The sequence below is a fragment of the Duganella caerulea genome (genome assembly GCF_040362985.1).
GTDB classification, from domain to species: domain Bacteria; phylum Pseudomonadota; class Gammaproteobacteria; order Burkholderiales; family Burkholderiaceae_D; genus Rugamonas; species Rugamonas vulcania.
Window position 1 is genome coordinate 175,184 of record NZ_BPWJ01000003.1, and the last position, 19,128, is coordinate 194,311.

19 protein-coding genes are annotated in these 19,128 nt (G+C 64.2%); 9 read left to right on the forward strand and 10 right to left on the reverse strand.

Going from position 1 to position 19,128, the window contains the following annotated elements:
* Position 1: 1 nt before the first annotated feature.
* Both glcE and glcF read left to right on the forward strand, forming a co-directional pair.
* Positions 2-1,165 (forward strand): glycolate oxidase subunit GlcE, encoded by a 1,164-nt coding sequence (gene glcE, locus ACUJB0_RS10055; RefSeq protein ID WP_444845095.1) that lies wholly within the window; start codon positions 2-4, stop codon positions 1,163-1,165.
* An 8-nt stretch (positions 1,166-1,173) separates the two neighbouring features.
* Positions 1,174-2,397: a glycolate oxidase subunit GlcF gene (glcF, locus tag ACUJB0_RS10060; protein WP_444845096.1), complete on the forward strand. Its 1,224-nt coding sequence runs from the start codon at positions 1,174-1,176 to the stop codon at positions 2,395-2,397.
* On the opposite strand, the gene ACUJB0_RS10065 is transcribed toward glcF, so the two are convergent.
* From ACUJB0_RS10065 to ACUJB0_RS10080, 4 genes are all read right to left on the reverse strand, one after another.
* Positions 2,380-4,890, reverse strand: coding sequence for an EAL domain-containing protein (locus ACUJB0_RS10065; RefSeq protein WP_444845097.1), 2,511 nt, complete (start codon positions 4,888-4,890; stop codon positions 2,380-2,382). The genes glcF and ACUJB0_RS10065 overlap by 18 nt on opposite strands.
* A gap of 167 nt (positions 4,891-5,057) precedes the next feature.
* Positions 5,058-5,543, reverse strand: a complete 486-nt coding sequence (locus tag ACUJB0_RS10070) for a glutathione peroxidase (protein WP_444845098.1) — start codon at positions 5,541-5,543, stop codon at positions 5,058-5,060.
* A 15-nt stretch (positions 5,544-5,558) separates the two neighbouring features.
* Complete coding sequence (locus ACUJB0_RS10075) at positions 5,559-6,695, reverse strand: PilT/PilU family type 4a pilus ATPase (protein ID WP_444845099.1); 1,137 nt, start codon at positions 6,693-6,695, stop codon at positions 5,559-5,561.
* 293 nt (positions 6,696-6,988) lie between these two features.
* Positions 6,989-8,032 carry a type IV pilus twitching motility protein PilT gene (locus tag ACUJB0_RS10080; RefSeq protein ID WP_117012947.1) on the reverse strand — a complete coding sequence of 348 codons (1,044 nt, stop codon included), beginning with the start codon at positions 8,030-8,032 and terminating at the stop codon, positions 6,989-6,991.
* Positions 8,033-8,112: 80 nt separating this feature from the next.
* On the opposite strand from ACUJB0_RS10080, the gene ACUJB0_RS10085 reads away from it, so the two are divergent.
* The 3 genes from ACUJB0_RS10085 to ACUJB0_RS10095 are packed head-to-tail and all read left to right on the forward strand — an operon-like array spanning position 8,113 to position 10,623.
* Positions 8,113-8,817, forward strand: a complete 705-nt coding sequence (locus ACUJB0_RS10085) for a YggS family pyridoxal phosphate-dependent enzyme (RefSeq protein WP_444845100.1) — start codon at positions 8,113-8,115, stop codon at positions 8,815-8,817.
* A gap of 2 nt (positions 8,818-8,819) precedes the next feature.
* Positions 8,820-9,644 (forward strand): pyrroline-5-carboxylate reductase, encoded by an 825-nt coding sequence (gene proC / locus ACUJB0_RS10090; RefSeq protein WP_444845556.1) that lies wholly within the window; start codon positions 8,820-8,822, stop codon positions 9,642-9,644.
* 13 nt (positions 9,645-9,657) lie between these two features.
* Positions 9,658-10,623, forward strand: coding sequence for a CE1 family esterase (locus tag ACUJB0_RS10095; RefSeq protein WP_444845101.1), 966 nt, complete (start codon positions 9,658-9,660; stop codon positions 10,621-10,623).
* Position 10,624: 1 nt separating this feature from the next.
* Here ACUJB0_RS10095 and ACUJB0_RS10100 read toward each other — a convergent pair whose 3' ends face one another.
* Entirely contained in the window at positions 10,625-11,758 is a 1,134-nt protein-coding gene (locus ACUJB0_RS10100; RefSeq protein WP_444845102.1) for an SO2930 family diheme c-type cytochrome, read from the reverse strand.
* Complete coding sequence (locus ACUJB0_RS10105) at positions 11,755-13,014, reverse strand: parallel beta-helix domain-containing protein (protein WP_444845103.1); 1,260 nt, start codon at positions 13,012-13,014, stop codon at positions 11,755-11,757. The genes ACUJB0_RS10100 and ACUJB0_RS10105 overlap by 4 nt, the downstream gene beginning before the upstream one ends.
* A gap of 143 nt (positions 13,015-13,157) precedes the next feature.
* Between ACUJB0_RS10105 and ACUJB0_RS10110 the strand changes: the two genes are divergently transcribed.
* Positions 13,158-13,457: a high-potential iron-sulfur protein gene (locus ACUJB0_RS10110; RefSeq protein ID WP_444845104.1), complete on the forward strand. Its 300-nt coding sequence runs from the start codon at positions 13,158-13,160 to the stop codon at positions 13,455-13,457.
* Between the two features lie 44 nt (positions 13,458-13,501).
* Here the strand turns inward: ACUJB0_RS10110 and ACUJB0_RS10115 are convergent, their stop codons facing one another.
* Positions 13,502-13,714, reverse strand: a complete 213-nt coding sequence (locus ACUJB0_RS10115) for a hypothetical protein (protein WP_444845105.1) — start codon at positions 13,712-13,714, stop codon at positions 13,502-13,504.
* Here ACUJB0_RS10115 and ACUJB0_RS10120 point away from each other — a divergent pair.
* Positions 13,713-14,906, forward strand: a complete 1,194-nt coding sequence (locus ACUJB0_RS10120; RefSeq protein ID WP_444845106.1) for an RNA ligase RtcB family protein — start codon at positions 13,713-13,715, stop codon at positions 14,904-14,906. The genes ACUJB0_RS10115 and ACUJB0_RS10120 overlap by 2 nt on opposite strands.
* The gene (prfH, locus tag ACUJB0_RS10125; protein WP_444845557.1) at positions 14,906-15,559 is read left to right on the forward strand and encodes a peptide chain release factor H; all 654 of its coding nucleotides are present in this window, start codon (positions 14,906-14,908) and stop codon (positions 15,557-15,559) included. Before ACUJB0_RS10120 ends, prfH begins: the two co-directional genes overlap by 1 nt.
* On the opposite strand, the gene ACUJB0_RS10130 is transcribed toward prfH, so the two are convergent.
* The 3 genes from ACUJB0_RS10130 to ACUJB0_RS10140 form a co-directional block, all read right to left on the reverse strand.
* Entirely contained in the window at positions 15,539-15,886 is a 348-nt protein-coding gene (locus tag ACUJB0_RS10130) for an ElaB/YgaM/YqjD family protein (protein ID WP_444845107.1), read from the reverse strand. The two genes, prfH and ACUJB0_RS10130, sit on opposite strands and share 21 nt — an antisense overlap.
* A gap of 87 nt (positions 15,887-15,973) precedes the next feature.
* Positions 15,974-16,828 (reverse strand): 4-hydroxybenzoate octaprenyltransferase, encoded by an 855-nt coding sequence (ubiA, locus tag ACUJB0_RS10135; RefSeq protein ID WP_444845108.1) that lies wholly within the window; start codon positions 16,826-16,828, stop codon positions 15,974-15,976.
* 69 nt (positions 16,829-16,897) lie between these two features.
* Entirely contained in the window at positions 16,898-17,833 is a 936-nt protein-coding gene (locus ACUJB0_RS10140) for a hydrogen peroxide-inducible genes activator (RefSeq protein ID WP_444845109.1), read from the reverse strand.
* A gap of 109 nt (positions 17,834-17,942) precedes the next feature.
* Between ACUJB0_RS10140 and ACUJB0_RS10145 the strand changes: the two genes are divergently transcribed.
* Entirely contained in the window at positions 17,943-19,127 is a 1,185-nt protein-coding gene (locus tag ACUJB0_RS10145; RefSeq protein WP_444845110.1) for a PilT/PilU family type 4a pilus ATPase, read from the forward strand.
* Position 19,128: the final 1 nt, after the last annotated feature.

A 19,128-nucleotide genomic window follows, 5' to 3' on the forward strand; every position in this document is an offset into this window, starting at 1 on the left:
CATGACGAACGAATCCTACATCGCCGGGCAGTTCAGCGACCGCATACGCGCCGCGAAGGACGACGGCATCCAGCTGCGCCTGCGCGGCGGCGGCACCAAGGACTGGTACGGCCAGTCGCTGGACGGCGAGGTGTTCGACACGCGCGCCTATGCCGGTATCGTGTCCTACGAACCTACCGAATTGGTGATCACCGCCCGCTGCGGCACGCCGCTGGCGGAGATCGAGGCGCTGCTGGCCCAGCACCATCAGATGCTGGCGTTCGAGCCGCCGCGTTACGGCGCCGCGTCGACCATTGGCGGCGTGGTGGCCAGCGCCTTGTCCGGCCCGCGCCGCGCCAGCGCCGGCGCGGTGCGCGACTTCGTGCTCGGCGCGGTGCTGATGGACGGCCACGGTGAGGCGCTGCGCTTCGGCGGCCAGGTGATGAAGAACGTGGCTGGCTACGATGTCTCGCGCTTGCTGGCCGGTTCGCTCGGCACGCTGGGATTGATACTGGAGGTGTCGCTCAAAGTGCTGCCGGTGCCGCTGCGCGAGGCCAGCCTGCGCTTCGAGATGAGCGAGATCGACGCGCTTCGTCATCTGAACGAATGGGCCGGCCAGCCGCTGCCGATATCGGCCAGCTGCTGGCATCAGGGCGTGCTGACGTTGCGGCTGTCCGGCGCCGAGGCGGCGGTGGAAGCGGCGCAGCGAAAACTGGGCGGCGCGCCGCTGCCGGACGACGCGGCGTTCTGGACCTCATTGCGCGACCAGACGCACAGCCATTTCGACGGTGGCGCCTTGTGGCGGCTGTCGGTGCCGCCGGCGGCCAGCGCCATCATCCTGCGCGGCGAACAGCTGATCGAGTGGGGCGGGGCGCAGCGCTGGCTCAAGGTGGAGTCCACCGGTACCGAACAGTCGGTCGAACAAGTGGGCGGACAAGCGGGCGGGCAAGCGGCAGGCCAAGCCGCAGGGCAAACGGCCGGGCAGGCGGTAGGCCAAGCCGCCGAACAAGCGGCCGGAATCCGCCGCACGGTGGCTGCGGCCGGCGGCCACGCCACGCTGTTCCGTGGCGGTGACAAGAGCGTCGGCGTGTTCCATCCTTTGGCGCCGGCCGTGGCGAAGATCCACGAGCGGCTCAAGCAGTCCTTCGATCCGGCGGGGATCTTCAATCCCGGCCGCATGTACTAGCGAACCCCATGCAAACCAATCTCGCCGATTTCATCAAGCACACCCGCGAAGGCGAAGAGGCCGACGCCATCCTGCGCGCCTGCGTCCACTGCGGCTTCTGCACCGCCACCTGTCCCACCTACCAGTTGCTGGGCGACGAACTGGATGGCCCGCGCGGCCGCATCTACCTGATCAAGCAGGTGCTGGAAGGCGCGCCGGTGACGGCCAAGACCCAGACCCACCTGGACCGCTGCTTGACCTGTCGCAATTGCGAAACCACCTGTCCGTCCGGCGTCAAATACGGCCGCCTGATCGACATCGGCCGCAAAGTGGTGGAGGAGCGCGTGCAACGCCCGTTCGCCGAGCGCATGAAGCGGCTGGTGTTGAAGGAAGCCCTGCCGCGCAAGGCACTGTTCAAGACGGCGCTGCGCGCGGGGCAGATATTCCGGCCGCTGCTCTCGCCGGCGATGCAGGACAAGATCCCTGCGATGCAAGGCGCCGGCACGTGGCCGTCGCGCCAGCACGCGCGCAAGATGCTGGTGCTGGAAGGCTGTACGCAGCCGGCGATGGCACCCAACATCAACGCCGCCACCGCGCGCGTGCTCGATGCGCTGGGCGTGCAGCTGATCGTCGCCCCCAAGGCCGGCTGCTGCGGAGCGCTGCGCCACCACCTCAACGACCAGGAGGTCGCGCTGGACGACATGCGCCGCAACGTCGACGCCTGGTGGCCGTATGTGCAGGACGGCGCGGTGGAGGCCATCGTGATGACGGCGTCCGGCTGCGGCGCCACGGTCAGGGAATACGACCATCTGCTGGCGCACGACAGCGCCTACGCCGGCAGGGCGCAGCGCATCTCGGAGCTGACGCGCGACCTGAGCGAAGTGATGCCGCAATTCGAGGAAGAACTGGCGCGCCGTGTCAGCATCAGGGAGCGTGTGGCCTATCACCCGCCATGCACGCTGCAGCACGGCCAGCAGATACGCGGCAAGGTGGAGGGCGTGCTGCGCGCGGTCGGCGTGGACGTGGTGCTGTGCGCCGACAGCCATCTGTGCTGCGGCTCGGCGGGCACCTATTCGCTGCTGCAGCCGGAATTGTCGCTGCAGCTGCGCGACCGCAAGCTGGCCAACCTGGCCGACACCGGCGCCACCGCCATCGTCTCGGCCAACGTCGGCTGCACCGCGCACCTGCAATCGGGCACGGACACGCCGGTCAGGCACTGGATTGAACTGATCGACTCAGCCCTGAATAAATAGCGGCATCTGCGCCGTGCCGCCGGCCGGCTCGCCGTGCAGGTTGAGGATGGGCGGCAGTTGCGCGGCCGCCTGCCACACGCCCGCCGTGTTGAAGCTGGCGACCCAGGGCAGCACGTCGTCCGCCGGCATTGGCCGGGCGATGCCGTAGCCCTGCACCAGATCGCAGCCCAGGCGCATCAGCATGGCGCCGTGTTCGATGGTCTCCACACCCTCGGCGATCACACCCAGCCCGAAGGACTTGGCCAGGCCGATGACGGCGCTCACCAAATGCAGGTCGTCGCGGTCGACCAGCATGTTGCGCACGAAGCTCTGGTCGATCTTCAGCATGTCCGCCGGCAGCCGCTTCAGATAGGACATCGACGAATAGCCGGTGCCGAAATCGTCCAGCGCGAAGCTGATGCCCAGCGCCTGGCAATCGAGCATGATGCTGCGCACATGGGCGATGTCGCTCAGCGCCGACGACTCCAGTATCTCCAGCTCCAGCATATGCGGCGGCACGTCCGGGAACTCGGCCAGGATGCCCTTCAGGCGGGCGACGAAATCGGCGCGCTGGAAGTGGCGCGCCGCGATGTTCACGCTGATGACCCAGCGCGCGTCGAACGCGCGCCAGAACTGCAGCTGGCGCAAGGCCTCGCGCAGCACCCACTCGCCGATGTCGACGATCACGTCGCTGTGTTCGACGATGGGCAGGAAGTCCATCGGCCCGACCACGCCGCGCAGCGGATGCGCCCAGCGCAGCAGCGCCTCCATGCCGACGATGCGGCCCTTGCGCATGTCCAGCTTGGGCTGGTAGTAGAGCCGCAGCTCGCCGGCGCGCAGCGCGGCGCGCACCTCGGTGCGGCGGTTGTGGTGGGTGCGTACCTGTTCATCCAGGTCGGCGTCGAAGAAGTGATAGCGGTGGCGGCCCATGATCTTGGCCTGGTACAGCGCCTGGTCGGCGTGGCGCAGCAGGCTGTCGGCGCTGATCTCGTTGCCGGTGTAGACCGCCACGCCGGCGCTGGCCGACATGGCGACCGCCTTGCCCGCGCAAACGTAGTCGCGCGACAGCGCCGTCATCAGGCGGTCCAGCGCCTGCTCGACGGCGGCGCGGCCATTCATCTCCGGCAGCAGCAGCACGAATTCATCGCCGCCCAGGCGCGCCGCGTAGTGGCGCTGGCCGGCGAAATCGTGCAGGCGGCTGGCGGCCTGCTTGAGGATCTCGTCGCCGACATGCTGGCCCATGGTCTGGTTCACGTGCTGGAAATGATCGAGGTCGAACAGGCACACGGCCAGCAGGTAGCCTTCTTCGCGGGCGCGCGCCACCTCCTGCTCGAAGCGGCTGGCCAGCGCCGCGCGGTTGGGCAGGCCGGTCAGGATGTCGTGGTTGCTTTGCCAGGAGATCTGCTGCATCAGCTGGCGGCGCTCGGTCACATCGCGGAACACCAGCACCGATCCCTGTACCTCGTTGCGTGCGGTGCGGATCGCGTTGGCGGTGTATTCGACGGTGATGATTTCGCCGAGGCGGTTGCGCAGGCTCTGGTTGCCGACCTTGATCACGTCGCCGCCGGCGTAGATCTGCGCCATCGCCTTGAGCAGCGAGTGCTGGCCGAAGTTATTCGCCAACACGAACACCTGATGCAGCTCCATGCCGCGCGCGCATGCCTCGGACCAGCCGGTGAGCTGCTCGGCGACGTCGTTGACGGTGGCGATCTTGCCGTTCAAATCGGTGGTGATGACGGCGTCGCCGATCGAGGCCAGCGTGACTTCGATGCGCTCCTTCTCCACCTGCAGCAGCGCCTGCGCCTCCAGCGTTTGCGCCAGCTGCTCGCTCAGTTTGTGCTGGCTTTGCTGCAGCTTGTGCACCAACGCTTGCACGCGCTGCGCCATGTTGTTGAAGGTGACGGCCAGCATGCGTGCCTCGGGCGTGCCGCGCACCAGCAGGCGCACGCCGTGGTCGCCGTTCTGGAAGCGGGCGGTGGTCTCGGTCACGCGCTGCAGCATGCGCTGGTTGGCGAAGATGATGATGCCCAGCAGCGCATAGATGATCGAGATGTTCACCAGTGAGATCATGGCCTGCTGGTGCAGCGTGCGCCACACCTGGGCCAGCGGCAGCGTCGGCTCGAAGGCCAGCACCAGGCTGGCGTTGCCGATGTAGACGGTGCGGTTGATCGGCTGCAGGCCGTCGAGGTTGCGGAACCAGTCCGGGTAGTCGGGCGGCGGCGCCGGGCTGCGCAGCGCTTCCAGGTGGCCGCCGGCGTAGTCCAGCCGCGCCGCGACCAGGTCGGCCTCGAGCAGCAGGGCGCCGGCCAGTGTGTTGTCGAGGGCTGCGCGGTCCGGCGTGGTCAGCGCCGGCAGCAGCGCCTTGTGCAGGTACACGCCCAGTTCGCCGGCGTCCTTCTGGTAGCGGGCGTTGGCGTAAGCGGTTTCGGACTGGAACAACAAGGTATATCGCAAGCCCACCACGACGGCGATGATGAGGAAGATAGGGAAGAACAAGCGGGAGTAAGTCCCCATCCGCATCCAGCGCGACAGTAGTTTTCCAAACAACGACATAGGCGGCGGATTCGATTCTTGGAAATGACCAGCGGCCATTATTACCGAAAAGTTAACCGAAAGCACGTTTTTTGGAAAACGTTTTCACTCTTTTTACACTTTTTTATGTCCTGCCGCAGGGGACTGTCTTATTCCGTCAGCAGTTTAGCGATGTCGGCGGCCAGCTCCTCGGGCTTGGTGGCGGGCGCGTAGCGCTTGTAGACACTGCCGTCCTTGCGGATCAGGAACTTGGTGAAGTTCCATTTGATGGCCTCGGTGCCGAGGATGCCGGGGGCGTCCTTTTTCAGTTTAGTGAACAGCGGATGGGCGTTGTTGCCGTTGACGTCGATCTTGGCGAACAGCGGGAAGGTGACGCCGTAGTTCTTTTGGCAAAAGGCGCCGATCTCGTCGGCCTGGCCCGGCTCCTGCGCGCCGAACTGGTTGCAGGGGAAGCCCAGCACCACCGCGCCCTGGTCCTTGAACTGCTGGTAGATCGCCTCCAGGCCCTGGTACTGCGGCGTGAAGCCGCACTTGCTGGCGGTGTTGACGATCAACAGGACCTGGCCCTTGTATTGGCCGAGGTTGACGGGGGTGCCGGACAGGCTGTCGGCGGTGATGTCGTAGAGTGTGTTCAAAGTGTTCCTTTGGTTTTAGATGAGGCCGAGGTGCTCGGTGCCGGCCGACAGGTCGCGGTTCTTGGCGGCCTTGCCTTCGAGCTTGATGGCCAGGCGCAGGTCGTTGACGGAGTCGGCGTTGCGCAGCGCGTCCTCGTAGGTGATGATGTCGGCCTCGTGCAGGTCGAACAGCGACTGGTCGAAGGTCTGCATGCCCAGCTCGCGCGACTTCTTCATCAGCTCCTTGATCTCGTGCACTTCGCCCTTGAAGATCAGGTCCGAGATCAGCGGCGAGTTGAGCATGATCTCGATCGCCACCGCGCGGCCCTTGGATTCCTTGCGCGGAATCAGACGCTGCGAGATCATGCCCTTCAGGTTCAGCGACAGGTCCATCAGCAGCTGCTGGCGGCGTTCCTCGGGGAAGAAGTTGATGATACGGTCGAGCGCCTGGTTGGCGCTGTTGGCGTGCAGTGTGGCCAGGCACAGGTGGCCGGTCTCGGCGAAGGCGATCGCGTGGTCCATTGTTTCGCGGTCGCGGATCTCGCCGATCTGGATCACATCCGGCGCCTGGCGCAGCGTGTTCTTCAGCGCCACCGCCCAGTCGTCGGTGTCGACCCCGACCTCGCGCTGGGTCATGATGCAGTTCTTGTGCGGGTGGACGTACTCGACCGGGTCCTCGATGGTGATGATGTGGCCGTAGCTGTTCTCGTTGCGGTAGCCCACCATGGCGGCCAGCGTGGTCGACTTGCCCGAGCCGGTGGCGCCAACCATGATCACCAGGCCGCGCTTGGACATCACCACGTCCTTGAGCACCTCGGGCAGGCCGAGGTCTTCAAGCTTGGGGATCTCGCTGGTGATGGTCCGCAGCACCATGCCGACCGAGCTCATCTGCACAAACGCCGACACACGGAAGCGGCCGAGGTCGCCGGGGCTGATGGCGAAGTTGGCTTCCTTGGTCAGCTCGAACGAGGCGGTCTGCTTATCGTTCATGATGGAGCGGGCCAGGTCCATGGTATGGGCCGAGGTCAGCACCTGCGACGACACCGGCGTCATCTTGCCATCGATCTTAATCGCGGGCGGAAAGCCGGCGGTAATAAACAGGTCCGAACCCTTCTTACTGGTCATCAACCGCAGCAGGTCGAACATGAATTTGGATGCCTGGTCGCGTTCCATGATGTGTCCTTTTTCAATAACAACTTTGGGGTCAAGTCTGACATTCGGACACGACCTCTGCCGTGGGCTTGGGGTCAAGTCTGGCATTCGGACACGAACTTTGGGGTCAAGTCTGACATTCGGACACGACCTCTGCCGTGGGCTTGGGGTCAAGTCTGGCATTCGGACACGGGCTCAACCGTAGGCGTCACTTAGGGCTGAGCTCGTGTCCGAATGCCAGACTTGACCCCATTTTTAGGGTTGAGCCCGTGTCCGAATGTCAGACTTGACCCCATTTTTTTTGACCCCATTTTTTAGCCGGGGAAGTTGTCCGGCGTTTTGGCGGCGTTGCGGGCGGTGGCGGCGCTGATGACGTTGCGCCGTACCAGGTCCGTCAGGTTCTGGTCCAGCGTCTGCATGCCGACGTTGCTGCCGGTCTGGATCGCCGAGTACATCTGCGCAATCTTGGCTTCGCGGATCAGGTTGCGGATCGCCGGCGTCGCCACCATGATCTCGTGCGCCGCCACGCGGCCGTTGCCGTCCTTGGTTTTGAGCAGCGTCTGCGAGATCACCGCCTGCAAGGATTCGGACAGCATCGCCCGCACCATTTCCTTCTCGTCGGCAGGGAACACGTCGACAATACGGTCGATGGTCTTGGCGGCCGACGAGGTGTGCAGCGTGCCGAACACCAGGTGCCCGGTCTCGGCCGCCGACAGCGCCAGCCGGATGGTCTCCAAGTCGCGCAGCTCGCCGACCAGGATGGCGTCCGGATCCTCCCGCAGCGCCGAACGCAGCGCGTTGTTGAACGACAGCGTGTGCGGCCCCACCTCGCGCTGGTTGATCAGGCATTTCTTCGATTCGTGCACGAACTCGATCGGATCCTCGATCGTGAGGATGTGGCCGTATTCGTTTTCGTTGAGGTGGTTCACCATCGCCGCCAGCGTGGTCGACTTGCCGGAGCCGGTCGGTCCCGTCACCAGCACCAGCCCGCGCGGTTTGAGCGCGAACTCGGCAAAAATTTTCGGCGCGTTCAGGTCTTCCAGGCTGAGGATCTTGGACGGAATCGTCCGCAGCACCGCCGAGGCCCCGCGCTCCTGGTTGTAGGCGTTGACGCGGAAGCGCGCCAGGCCGGGGATGGCGAACGAGAAGTCGCATTCAAGCATCTCCTCATACGCTTTGCGCTGGCCGTCGTTCATGATGTCATAGATCATGCCATGCACATCCTTGTGCTCCAGCGGCGGCAGGTTGATGCGGCGCACGTCGCCGTGCACCCGTATCATCGGCGGCAGGCCGGCCGACAGGTGCAGGTCCGAGGCCTTGTTCTTGACGGAGAATGCGAGAAGTTCGGAGATGTCCATTTATAATCCCTGTGCCTGACGTTGGTGAGGTGCCCGCTGCGGCGCCTGCCCTTGTTTTTAACGATTTTTACTCGATGATTATGTCCCTGATCCCCCAGAACTTGCAAGCAATCACCTCGACAATCGTTGCCGCAGCCCAAGATGTTGGCCGTGCGCCGCAATCGGTGCAGTTGCTGGCCGTCTCCAAGACCTTCGGGCCGGACGCGGTGCTGGAGGCGGTAGAGGCCGGCCAGCGCGCCTTCGGCGAGAACTACCTGCAGGAGTCGCTGGACAAGATCGCGGCGCTGAAAGCGGCCGGCGCGCCCGCGCTGGAGTGGCATTTCATCGGCCCGATCCAGAGCAACAAGACGCGCCCCATCGCCGAGCACTTCGATTGGGTGCACACGGTCGAGCGCGAGAAGATCGCGCAACGGCTGTCCGAGCAGCGGCCGGAAGGCATGGCGCCGCTGCAGATCTGTTTGCAGGTGAATATCAGCGGGGAAGCCAGCAAGAGCGGCGTGGCCCCGGCGGAACTGGCGGCGCTGGCCCACAAGGTCGCGGCGCTGCCCAATCTCACCTTGCGCGGCCTGATGGCGATCCCCGAGCCGGCCGAAGACTTTGCGCAGCAGCGGGCGGCGTTCGCCCAGCTGCGCGTGCTGTACGAGCAGTTGCGCGCCGATGGCCTGGCGCTCGACACGCTGTCGATGGGCATGTCGGCCGACCTGCGCGCCGCCATTGCCGAAGGCGCGACCATCGTGCGCATCGGCAGCGCCATTTTTGGTTCACGAAACTACAACAAGGCTTGATGATGAAAATAGCATTTATCGGCGGCGGCAACATGGCCTCCGCCCTGATCGCGGGACTGGCCAACAAACTCACCGCCGGCGCCAACATCCACGTGGCCGATCCGAACGCGGAAGCGCTGGCCCGCCTGCACCAGCAGTTCGGCGTGACCACGGCCAGCGGCGCCGATGCCGCCGTGTCGGCGGCGGACGTGATCGTGCTGGCGGTCAAACCGCAAAGCATGCGCGAAGTGGCGGCCCAGTTGCTGCCGCTGATCGACAAGAGCAAGCAGCCGCTGGTCGTCTCGATCGCGGCCGGCATCCGCATCGAGGATTTGTCGCGCTGGCTGGGCGGCTACGGCGCCATCGTGCGCTGCATGCCCAACACGCCGGCGCTGATCGGCATGGGCATCACCGGCATGGCGTGCACCGCCGGCGTGAGCGCGCCGCAGAAGCAGGCGGCAGACGATATCCTGCGCGCCGTCGGCCCGACGGTGTGGCTGGACGACGAGTCGCAGATCGACGCGGTGACGGCGGTGTCGGGCAGCGGTCCGGCCTATGTGTTCTACTTCATCGAGGCGATGCAGCAGGCCGCGCAGGATATGGGCCTGAGCGCGGAGCAGGGCAGGCAGCTGGCGCTGGCCACCTTTGCCGGCGCTTCGCAGCTGGCGGTGCAGTCGACCGAGCCGGTGTCGCTGCTGCGTGAGCGCGTGACGTCGAAAGGCGGCACCACCTACGCGGCGCTGACCAGCATGGAAGCCAGTGGCGTGAAGGGCGCGATCATCCAGGCGATGAAGGCGGCCCAGCAGCGCGGCAAGGAAATGGGCGACGAGCTGGGTTCCTCCAACTAAGACACAAGGTTGCATGATGATGGTAGTTCGATATCTCCCCCTGATTGCAGCCTTCACCTTTATGCAGGCTGGCGCCGCGACCATCGTCTCCGAGACGATGCAGCGCCCGGAAGGACCGCGCACTTATCTGCTGGCGCAGCCGGCGGCGCCGACGACGGGCAAGCTGCCGCTAGTGATCCTGCTGCATGGCCATATGGGTTCCGCCAATCTCACTTTCGGCAAGGGCAGGATCGATGACCCGGCCGCCGCCTGGCTGGATGTGGCCGACCGCGAAGGCTTGCTGCTCATCGCGCCAGATGGCGCCAGGGGCAGCGACGATCAGCGCGGCTGGAACGACTGCCGCGCCGACGCTCCCTCCAATCCCAAGACCGACGATGTCGGATTCATCGCCGCGCTGATCGACCAGGCGGTGGCGCAGCGTCATGCCGATCCGTCGCGCGTGTACTTGTCCGGCATGTCGAATGGCGGCGGCATGGTGTACCGGGCGGCGATCGAGCTGGGGCCGCGCCTAGCGGCGGTGGCGGTGTCGAACATGCTCATGCCGGTCAAGAATTTGTGCGCGGCGCCCAAGCGCGCCTTGCCGATACTGGTGGCGCATGGAACCGAGGACAAGATCGTGCCCTACGCCGGCGGCGAAGTCGGCCACTCGCTGTTGACGGGGCGCGGCTCCAATATGAACGCGGAGGAGTCGGTGAAGTATTGGCGCGAGCTGGCGCAGCTGCCGCCTGCGCCGGCCGTCACGCAGGTGCCGCATCGCGATGCGGCCGACAAGACGTCGCTGGTGCGCTATGTTTGGGGCGCCGATCCCAAGGGTGTGCAGGTCGAATTCCTGAAGATGGTAAACGCCGGCCATGTGCAGCCCAGCGCCGCGCACCGCCTGCCGCCGCTGATGCTGTCGATACTCGGCAAGCAAAACGGCGACCTTGAATATGCCGACGAAACCTGGACCTTCTTCAAGGACAAGCGCGCCGCGCCATAAACTAGGCGCCGTCGCAGCCTTGCTTCATCGCCGCGATCCACGCGCGTATCAGTTCCACGCCCTCCTTGTGTACCGAGCCGCGTCCCAGTTCCGGCATCATGATGCCGGTCTGGTCGGAGCTTAGCCGGTAGACCATGATCGATTCATCCGGCTTGCCCGGCGCGATACCGTAGCCATGGCCGCCGGTGCCTGCACCCGCCGCCACCGGCGGCTTGCACAAGCCCAGATGCAGGTCCGCCGGCGCGCCGATATTCAGGTGCAGCGCGGTGGTGTTGGCCGCACCCTTGTCGTTGTGGCAGTGGGCGCAGTTGATGTCCAGGTAGGCGCGGGCGCGCGCGTCCAGCGTCTGGCCCTGGTCGCGCCAGTTGGCGTTGTGCGGCGCGGCCGTCGCCGCATTGGCCGGCACGCCGCTCAGGTAGCCGATGCGCGCCAGGTAATCGAGCTGGTTGACGCTCACGCCGTCGTAGCTGTAGCTGCGGTTCATATGCCGCGCCTTCGGGCCGATGGGCTGGAACTGGCGCGACTTCACATCGGCCACGTGGCAGGAGGCGCACTGGTTCACGTTCGGCACCACATAGGTCAGCGGCTTGCGCGTGCGGTCCTCGTGCACCACCTCCAGCGGCACCTGGTCGCCGGTGCGCGACAGCACGGCCTCGGTCTGCTCGGCGTTCCACACATAGGGCAGGGCGATCCAGCCGTCCGCGCGGCGCACCAGCAGCCGGGTTTCGACTAGGCGCACGTTGGCCAGATCGAGCTTGTCGCCGCCGGTCTTGCTGGTGTCGTAGGTGGCCAGCACCGCCTTGGCGGGACCGTCCACCTTCGGATAGTAGAAGGTCTTGCTGATGATGGTCCCGACCGGGAACTCGAAGGTGGTGTCGGCGTTGTAGACGGCGCTCTGGCCCTTCGGCATCCACACGGTGCGCAGCTTTTGCGCGTAGTCGGTGAACAGTGGCGTGTTCAAATCATAGGGCACCACGCCGGTGTTCAGGTTCAGGCGGCCGCCGGAGACGGCCATCAGGTGCCAGTCGCTCAACTTGGCCGGATTGCCTTCGGTGATGAAGCTCACCGGGGCCTGGGTCTGCGTGCACGCCGCGAGCATCAGCGCGCATGCCACTGCGCTCAGTCTCGCCATCATGACTGCGCGGCGAGTTGGGTGATCGTCACCGGTGGCAGCTTGGCCAGCTCGCAGCGGAACGGCGCCGTGTCCTTGCTGGGGTTCTTGTATTTGTTCGGACCGTCGGCGTTCAGCACGTCCACGCCGTCCTGGATGCAGATGCGCTGCTCGGCCGGCAGCACGCCCTTGACCAGCAGCTTGGTGTCGACGTAGCCGTCCCACAGCACATCGGGCAGGTGCCCGCTGATGCCGTACATTGCGATCTTCAGCGCCTTCAGATCGAGGCCGTCCGGCGAATCGCCGCCGCCCTTGAAGCGGTTGCCGTACACGTAGATCGCCTTGGGATACGGGTCGTAGCCGGCGGCCACGCCTTTCTCGGTGTAGTAGCCGGTGGAGTGGTAGCTGGAGATGATGACGTTGGCGGTCTGGTTGTCGGTGACGTCGTTGTCGAAGATCTCCACTTTCGAATTGGAGTTGATGACGATGCCGGAACCGGCCGGCACGCTGGCCACCGCCGTGCCGCGCGCGGCGAAGTTGCCGAGGTTGTTCTTGTCGACCTTGTTCTTGTACACGCGGGTGCTGTGCCCCGGCTGCGACAGGTTGGGCATGTTGAACACCAGGATGCCGCCGGTGTTGTTGGTGGCGACGTTGTCGTAGACGTCGGCGTTGATGGTGTTCTCGATCTCGATGCCGGCCACGTTCTGCTCGGCGCGACAGCGGCGCACCACCACGCCGTTGGACTGGCCGACGTAGATGCCGGCGTCGGAGGCGGCGATGGCCACGCTGTCCTCGATCAGCACGTTGCGCGTCTTGACCGGGTAGATGCCGTAGGCGCCGTTGGTGACCTTGGAGCCGCCGGTCCACTGCACCTTGACCTTGCGGATGGTGATGTTGTCGCCGTCGTTGATCTTCAGGCCGTCGCCCTTGGAGTCCTCGATGGTCAGGCCCTCGATGGTGAAGTTGCTGGCGTAGACCAGCATGCCCTCCGGCCCGGTGACCTGGCCCTTGAACGAGAGGATGGTCTTGTCCATACCGGCGCCGCGCACCGTCACGCCGTTGCCGCGCAGGGTCAGGCCGCTAGTGAGATGATAGGTACCGGCCGGGATCTCGACCACGCTGCCGGGCTTGGCGTCGAGCAGCTGCTCCTGCAGCTTCTTCTGGAACGCCGCATCGGCGCTGGCTTGTTCCGCCGAGATGGGGCCTTCGGATTTGCCGCAAGCACCCAGCAGGGCGCTGATCGTACCGCAAAGAGCAACTGCGCGTATGGCCTTGTACATGTCGTCCCCTCATTCTATTTGTTAGAACTTGTTAGATGTAGAGTGCTTGGCAACATTTAGTATAGCAGTATGTTTTGGGCCGCAAGCGCGTATCATGGCCGGGTTGGCACCATGTGGCGCGACAGCGACGGAAAGGGAAAAAGATGACGAATCGCCGGGTATTTATTCTGACCACTTGCGCCGGTCTGGCCGCTGCCACGCTGGGCTGCATGGCCCGGGCCGAGGACCGCGTGCCGCTCAAGGAAGACGAGCCGCTGGCCAAGGAGTTCAACTATGTGATTGACGCGGCCAAGGTGGACGGGCACAAATTCCCCGACTTCAAAGCGGGCGACCGTTGCAGCAAGTGCCAGATCTACGAAGACGGCCCGAACAACATGGGCGGCTGCGCCATCTTCCCCGGCAAGCTGGTGGCGGCCGGCGGCTGGTGTACTTCGTTCGGCTGAGAAAATGCTTGTCGGCATATAGGATTTCGACTACGATCTGTGACCTAACGTAAGTCAACCCAATTTTCTGAAAGGAGTTCGCGATGCAAAACCTGAACACTACCGCTCACTCCTTGGGTCTGGCTGGTTACTTCCAGGATTAATTCAAGCGGCATTCTGTCCGCCTTCCACAAGTCTCCCGCACTATGATCGGCGCTCGTCCGCTGGTGTAACGCCACGCCCAATCCACTTATCTTTTTCAGGATTGGCTCCATCATGGGCAATTTTATTCAGCATCTTTCTGATCGCGTGTCGATCATCGCGTCCGATCGCCTCTGGCTTGAAGACGCAGCAATACAGCAGGCAAAAACCACGTCCAACTTGCCGGGCATGCGGCGTGTCGTCGGCCTGCCCGATCTCCATCCCGGGCGCGGCTATCCAGTCGGCGCTGCCTTCTTCAGTACTGGTCATTTTTATCCCGCGCTGGTTGGCAATGACATCGGCTGCGGCATGGCGCTTTGGCAGACCGACCTGTTGGCCGGCAAAGCAAAACTCGACAAGATGGACAAGCAAATCGGTAACCTCGACGACGTTGTCGATGACGGCGAATGGGCGTCACTTGAACGTTTCGATCCTGCGCTGGCGGCGAAGGTTGAGGCGCTGAGCGCCGCGTTGCGGATGGCGGATCTGGAGATGGCCTGTCTGCGTTCCCTGGGCACGATAGGTCGCGGCAACCATTTTGCTGAGCTTCAAGTGATAGACCGGATAGAGTGCAGCGAGACTCTGTCGAGTACCGCGCTGGCGCCCAAATGCCTGCAACTGCTGGTGCATAGTGGTTCGCGCGGATTGGGACAGGCGATATTGGCCGATCATGTTGAGGAATACGGTCATGGAGGGCTGGCCGATAGCGGGGAGGCTGCACAAGCGTACCTGCGGCGGCATAGCGCTGCCGTGCAGTTTGCCGAAGTCAACCGCGCAGTGATCGCGGCCAGGGTTTTCCAGCGCTTGCGCTGCGACGGTGAACGGGTACTCGATGTCAATCACAACACCGTCACGGCGGCGCATGTCGACGACTGTGATGGCTGGCTGCACCGCAAGGGCGCCACGCCCAGCGATCGGGGACTGGTCATGCTGCCAGGCTCGCGCGACGACTACAGTTACTTGATCGAACCGCTCACGGACAACGGAGCGTTAAGCCTGCATTCCCTGGCTCATGGCGCTGGCCGCAAGTGGCAGCGTACGGATTGCAAGGATCGGCTGGTGAGGATAGCGACACCATCGCAATTGAGCCGGACGTCACTGGGTGGCCGCGTGATTTGTAATGACCGGGCCTTGATCTATGAGGAGGCGCCGCAGGCATACAAGAATGTCGAGAGCGTCCTTGGCAGTTTGGTTGGCGCTGGTCTGGCACGCGTGGTGTATCGCAGCAAGCCTGTATTAACCTATAAAACACGCGGGGAGTGCTGCTGATGATCTGGCTACAACTGACGGCCAACACTGGCCCAGCTGAATGTTGTCTTGGCGTGAAAAAGGCATTGGCACGGTTGATGGAGGAAGCTGACGCGTCCGGCGTTACCGTCACACTTGTCGAAGAGGTCGACGGACCGGTGAATGGCACGTTGCGTTCTGTCTTGTTGCAGCTGGAAGGCGAGGCAGCGGAGGAAGCGGCGCGACGCTGGAGCGGAAGCATACTCTGGACTTGCGACAGTCCCTACCGCAAGCAACACAAGCGGAAGAACTGGTTCCTGATGGGGGCCGAGCTGACGCCGCCGGAAGCGTCGCTTGGGAATGGCGAGATCCGTTACGAAGCGACGCGCGCGTCAGGACCAGGGGGACAGCATGTCAACAAGACCGACAGTGCAATCCGCGCGACGCATGTGGCGACGGGACTATCAGTGAAAGTGCAATCGGAGCGGAGCCAGCATGCGAACAAGAAGCTCGCCGCGCAGTTGCTGGCGCTGAAGCTGGCCAGGCTGGCGGAGGAGGCGGAAAACAGCGTTCGCACCGAGCGTCACATGCAGCACAAGCAGGCGGAACGCGGCAACGCCCAGCGGGTATTTGTCGGGCCGCGCTTCGTCGAGCGTTTGCAACGCAATCGCGGGCTATTTGCGGGCGACGAGTAGCCCAACCACCACGCCAAGCGCCGCGCCCAAGCCCACCGATTTCCACGGGTTGTCGCGCACGTAGACGTTGGCCGATGCGGCCGCGCCGCGGCTGCGGGCGATCAAGCTGTCCTCCAGCTTGCGCAGGTCGGTCCTGGCGGTGCGTAGCGTGTCGTCGAAACGGGCGCGGTTTTCCGAGGCGGGCGTGGGGTCCTTAGCGGCGTCCTTCAGCCATTCCTCGGCCTCGCCGATGGCGTGCTTCAGTTCGTTCATCAGCCTGTCGCGCGCGGCGGTGCTGGCGGCCTGGTTGTCGGCGACGTCTTTGCCATTCTGTTGAATCTGATCCATGGTGACCTCATCGGATGTCGGTTGAAAGAGGATAGCCATTGTAGGCAGCACCCGCGCCGGCGCTTTGCGCTGCCTCAATCGAGTGGGTTAGCGCAACGCGTAGTCCAGCGCCACGCCCGCGAACACCGCCGCGCCCAGCCAGTTGTTGTGGCGGAAGGCGTAGAAGCAGGGATCGCGCTCGCGGCCGCGGATCAGCGTGTAGTGGTAGCAGGCGATGCCCACCGCCACCGCGACGCCGCCGGCGAACCACACGCCCATGCCCAGCTGCCAGCCGCAGGCCAGCAGCAGGCCCAGATGCACGGCGTAGCACAGCATCACCGCCGCCACGTCGTAGCGGCCGAAGGTGATGGCCGAGGTCTTGATGCCGATCTTCAGGTCGTCGTCACGGTCGACCATGGCGTATTCGGTGTCGTAGGCCACGGCCCAGAACACGTTGCCGAGCAAGAGCACCCAGGCCACCATCGGCACCGTGTCCTGGATCGCGGCAAACGCCATCGGGATACCGAAGCCGAAGGCGATGCCCAGGTAGGCTTGCGGGATCGCGAAGAAGCGCTTGAAGTAGGGGTAGGTGCCGGCGATGATGACGGCCGCCACCGACAGTTGCTTGGTCAGCGCGTTCAGCGGCAGGATCAGGCAGAACGACAGCAGCGCCAGCGTGCCGGCGATCGCCAGCGCTTCCTTGCCGCTGATGCGGCCGCTGGTGATGGGCCGCTGCGCCGTGCGCTTGACGAATTTGTCGATGTCCTGGTCGGCGTAGTCGTTCATCGCGCAGCCGGCCGAGCGCATCAGCAGCGTGCCGAGCGAGAAGATCAGCACCAGCGTCAGGCTGGGCTTGCCGTTGGATGCCAGCCACAGTGCGCATAAGGTCGGCCACAGCAACAGCAGCGTGCCGATGGGTTTGTCCAGCCTGACCAGGCGAAAATACAACTCCAGCTTGTTCATGGATAGTGCCGCTTGAAGGGAAAGATCAGGATTATCGCAAATCCTGGCGCGGCGGGCGCAGTTGCCGCATTAATCGTCGGCGCAGAGGGTAGTGATGCCGGGCAGGTTGCAGGCGGCCACGACTTCGCAGACGGCGTCGATGGCGGCCTTGCGGGTGAAGCTTTTACGCCACACGATGACCACCCGGCGCGACGGCGCTGGCGCGTCGAACGGGCGGAATTGCAGCATGCCTTCCTTGGTGTCCATGTCTGGCACCGAGGCGCGCGGCAGCACGGTCAGGCCGATGCCGCTGGCCACCATGTGACGGATGGTCTCCAGCGACGAGCCTTCGAAGGTGCGCTGCATGCCGTTGCCCGGCGCGGAAAAACGCGCCATTTCGGGGCACACTTCCAGCACCTGGTCGCGGAAACAGTGTCCGTTCCCTAACAGCAGCATGTTTTCGGTCTTCAGGTCGTCGGCCGGAATGGTGCGGCGCTTGGTCCACGCATGCTGGGCCGGCATCGCCACCACGAAGGGTTCGTCGTACAGCGCCTGCATGGCCATGCCGTGCTCGGGCAGCGGCAGCGCCATGATGGCGGCGTCCAGCTCGCCCTGGCGCAGCATCTCGATCAGGCGCACGGTGAAGTTCTCCTGCAGGATCAGCGGCATCTGCGGGACTTTGTCGATCATGCCCTTGACCAGCGGCGGCAGCAGGTAGGGGCCGATGGTGTAGATCACGCCCAGGCGCAGCGGGCCGGCCAGCGGATCCTTGTTCTGCTTGGCGAGTTCCTTGATGGCGGCGGTCTGCTCCAGCACGCGCTCGGCCTGGGCGACGATCTGCGCGCCCAGCGGCGTGACGGAAATCTCGGCGCCGCCCCGTTCGAACAGCACCACCCCCAGCTCATCTTCCAGTTTCTTGATGGCGACCGAAAGCGTCGGCTGGGCGACGTAACAGGCTTCGGCCGCATGTCCGAAGTGTTTCGCTCGTGCAACCGCGACGATATATTTCAGTTCGGTCAGTGTCATGAATGTATTTGAACACAGGCAATGCTGGGATGCAATAATTAACCCGTATTGTAGCGAATGGTGTCGATATAATGCAGCGTATGTTGGTGTCATCCATCGAAAGGCAAGCATGTCCTCCACATTTGGTCCAGAAGAAGCGCAAGCCTATCTGCACAAGCTGCTGAAGGTGATGCACCATACCGGCGGTTCGGATTTGTTCATTTCCGCCGATTTCCCGCCGAGCATGAAGTCGCAGGGCGCGATGAAGCCCCTGAGCCAGCAGAAGCTCACCGGCAGCGTGACCCGCGCGCTGGCGCTGTCGATCATGAACGAGAAGCAGAAGCGCGAGTTCGAGGCCGAGCTGGAATGCAACTTCGCCATTTCGCTGCCGGAGGTGTGCCGCTTCCGCGTCAACGTCTTCGTGCAGCAGCAGAACGTGGCGATGGTGATCCGCACCATCGCCTCGGAGATCCCGAACTTCGAGAAACTGGACCTGCCCGAGGTGCTGAAGGAAGTCATCATGACCAAGCGCGGGCTGGTGCTGGTGGTGGGCGGCACCGGCTCCGGCAAGTCGACCACGCTGGCGGCCATGATCGACTACCGCAACGCCAATTCGGCCGGCCACATCATCACGGTGGAGGATCCGGTCGAGTACGTCCACAAGAACAAGGGCTGTCTGATCACGCACCGCGAGGTGGGCGTGGACACGCTGTCGTGGCACAACGCCCTGAAGAACACGCTGCGCCAGGCGCCGGACGTGATCCTGATCGGCGAGATCCGCGACACCGAGACCATGGAGCACGCGATCGCGTTCGCCGAGACCGGCCACCTGTGCCTGGGCACGCTGCACGCGAACAACTCCAACCAGACCATGGACCGCATCATCAACTTCTTCCCGGAGGAGCGGCGCAACCAGCTGCTGATGGACTTGTCGTCCAACCTGCGCGCCATCGTCTCGCAGCGGCTGGTGCGCACCGAGGATGGCAAGGGCCGCAAGGCGGCGATTGAAATCCTGCTCAATACGCCGACCATCGCCGAGATGATCTTCAAGGGGAACTTCCAGGCGATCAAGGAAATCATGCACAAATCGCGCGAGCTCGGCATGTGCACGTTCGACCAGGCGCTGTACGAACTTTATAATAAGGGCTACATCGCCTACGAAGAGGCGATCCGCAATGCCGACTCGGCCAACGGCCTGCGCCTGCAGATCAAGCTGCGCGGCGACCGCAAGGAACCCGGCGACAACAGCCCGGCCACCGCCGATACGCTCAGCATGCAGATCGACGAAGAGCCGGAAGACGAAGAACCGAAATAAA

Coding starts and splice junctions, on each gene's coding strand:
- glcE (WP_444845095.1), top strand. CDS start 2: ATGACGAACGAATCCTACATCGCCGGGCAGTTCAGCGACCGCATACGC.
- glcF (WP_444845096.1), top strand. CDS start 1,174: ATGCAAACCAATCTCGCCGATTTCATCAAGCACACCCGCGAAGGCGAA.
- ACUJB0_RS10065 (WP_444845097.1), bottom strand. CDS start 4,890: ATGGGGACTTACTCCCGCTTGTTCTTCCCTATCTTCCTCATCATCGCC.
- ACUJB0_RS10075 (WP_444845099.1), bottom strand. CDS start 6,695: ATGGAACGCGACCAGGCATCCAAATTCATGTTCGACCTGCTGCGGTTG.
- ACUJB0_RS10080 (WP_117012947.1), bottom strand. CDS start 8,032: ATGGACATCTCCGAACTTCTCGCATTCTCCGTCAAGAACAAGGCCTCG.
- ACUJB0_RS10085 (WP_444845100.1), top strand. CDS start 8,113: ATGTCCCTGATCCCCCAGAACTTGCAAGCAATCACCTCGACAATCGTT.
- proC (WP_444845556.1), top strand. CDS start 8,820: ATGAAAATAGCATTTATCGGCGGCGGCAACATGGCCTCCGCCCTGATC.
- ACUJB0_RS10095 (WP_444845101.1), top strand. CDS start 9,658: ATGATGATGGTAGTTCGATATCTCCCCCTGATTGCAGCCTTCACCTTT.
- ACUJB0_RS10100 (WP_444845102.1), bottom strand. CDS start 11,758: ATGATGGCGAGACTGAGCGCAGTGGCATGCGCGCTGATGCTCGCGGCG.
- ACUJB0_RS10105 (WP_444845103.1), bottom strand. CDS start 13,014: ATGTACAAGGCCATACGCGCAGTTGCTCTTTGCGGTACGATCAGCGCC.
- ACUJB0_RS10110 (WP_444845104.1), top strand. CDS start 13,158: ATGACGAATCGCCGGGTATTTATTCTGACCACTTGCGCCGGTCTGGCC.
- ACUJB0_RS10120 (WP_444845106.1), top strand. CDS start 13,713: ATGGGCAATTTTATTCAGCATCTTTCTGATCGCGTGTCGATCATCGCG.
- ACUJB0_RS10115 (WP_444845105.1), bottom strand. CDS start 13,714: ATGATGGAGCCAATCCTGAAAAAGATAAGTGGATTGGGCGTGGCGTTA.
- prfH (WP_444845557.1), top strand. CDS start 14,906: ATGATCTGGCTACAACTGACGGCCAACACTGGCCCAGCTGAATGTTGT.
- ACUJB0_RS10130 (WP_444845107.1), bottom strand. CDS start 15,886: ATGGATCAGATTCAACAGAATGGCAAAGACGTCGCCGACAACCAGGCC.
- ubiA (WP_444845108.1), bottom strand. CDS start 16,828: ATGAACAAGCTGGAGTTGTATTTTCGCCTGGTCAGGCTGGACAAACCC.
- ACUJB0_RS10140 (WP_444845109.1), bottom strand. CDS start 17,833: ATGACACTGACCGAACTGAAATATATCGTCGCGGTTGCACGAGCGAAA.
- ACUJB0_RS10145 (WP_444845110.1), top strand. CDS start 17,943: ATGTCCTCCACATTTGGTCCAGAAGAAGCGCAAGCCTATCTGCACAAG.